This is a genomic window from Bacillus niameyensis (assembly GCF_001375535.1).
Taxonomy (GTDB): Bacteria; Bacillota; Bacilli; order Bacillales; family Bacillaceae_C; genus Lederbergia; species Lederbergia niameyensis.
The window spans coordinates 2,104,810-2,106,233 of sequence record NZ_LN831197.1; the positions used below are offsets into that span (position 1 = coordinate 2,104,810).

General features: G+C 35.1%; 2 protein-coding genes. Both read right to left on the reverse strand.

Going from position 1 to position 1,424, the window contains the following annotated elements:
- Nucleotides 1–929: RNA-guided endonuclease InsQ/TnpB family protein (locus tag BN1243_RS09865; RefSeq protein WP_154669948.1), on the reverse strand; the 929-nt coding region annotated here is incomplete at its 3' end.
- Complete coding sequence (locus tag BN1243_RS09870) at nucleotides 889–1,278, reverse strand: IS200/IS605 family accessory protein TnpB-related protein (protein ID WP_456061831.1); 390 nt, start codon at nucleotides 1,276–1,278, stop codon at nucleotides 889–891. The genes BN1243_RS09870 and BN1243_RS09865, both read right to left, overlap by 41 nt.
- Nucleotides 1,279–1,424 lie beyond the last annotated feature (146 nt).

Genomic DNA, 1,424 nt, shown 5'->3' on the forward strand with positions numbered 1-1,424 from the left:
GATGTATAGCTTTCTTCTGTTTCAATGACGGCTATGCCCTCGGTATTTGCTTTGTACCGAATCATTGACACCAACATCGCATGTGGGATTTGAACAAAATTTTGATTATTTTTGGAGCCTAAAGCGACTTTCTGTTTCCAATCCATATTTTTACCGATAATGATGGTATCGATGCGATGTTCTTTTGCTACTTTCACAATGTTAAAACTCACTTTATGAAAGAAATCTTTGATTTGATTATGACGCTTGCTGTCTAACTTGCTTAATCTTTTTGAATATCTTTGACCCTCTTTTGAACTCCTCCCGTTTCGTAATGCAGCATAATAATAACTTTTTAATTTATTGTACCAACGATTAATGGATTTAATTTTGCCGCCTTTAAAAAGAATAGGAGTCATTTCAACGTTCGACACCAAGGTGGCTATATTTTCCACACCCAAATCAATGCTTAAAATGCGTTTCTTTTTAGGACTAATTTCAACTTTTTTACCCATCAAAAAAATGACCTCTACTGTGAAGTTATCATATTTCGGGATAATCCTTACTTGTTGGAACTTACCCGAAACATTGGCCAACTTCCCAATGTTTAACTTCCCCCTTGTTTTTGGGAATCTTAAATATTTTTCACCTTTTAATTGACAGATTTGGTTCGATAAAACGACTTCTTTTTTACTGCCTTTCGGTAGATATCCAGGAATGTTAGGTCGGCCTTTATATTTCTGGGGGTTTACGTTATATCCATTTAGGCTTTTAAAAAAAGAATCCCAATTTTGAACAACATTTTTGATAACTTGTTGATTGATTTGTCCAGGCAAAGAATAATAGTCTTTTTGTTTAATAGTTTTAAACAAAGCATCTAGGAAGTTGTAACCGACAAATGCTTTTTCTTTAGTTGGCAGAGTAAATAGCTCTAACTCNCGCCGAGCCATTTACATCGGCGTTGATTAAAATTCCTTTTTTTGAACGGTACATCCCTCTCGAGATTCGCTTTCCGCTAAAGATGTCATCACTTTTTTCCCCCGATTTGTAGGTTGGGATCGGATCTTCATCTAAAAAGCTTGCTCGAGATGTATAGCTTTCTTCTGTTTCAATGACGGCTATGCCCTCGGTATTTGCTTTGTACCGAATCATTGACACCAACATCGCATGTGGGATTTGAACAAAATTTTGATTATTTTTGGAGCCTAAAGCGACTTTCTGTTTCCAATCCATATTTTTACCGATAATGATGGTATCGATGCGATGTTCTTTTGCTACTTTCACAATGTTAAAACTCACTTTATGAAAGAAATCTTTGATTTGATTATGACGCTTGCTGTCTAACTTGCTTAATCTTTTTGAATATCTTTGACCCTCTTTTGAACTCCTCCCGTTTCGTAATGCAGCATAATAATAACTTTTTAATTTATTGTACCAACGATTAA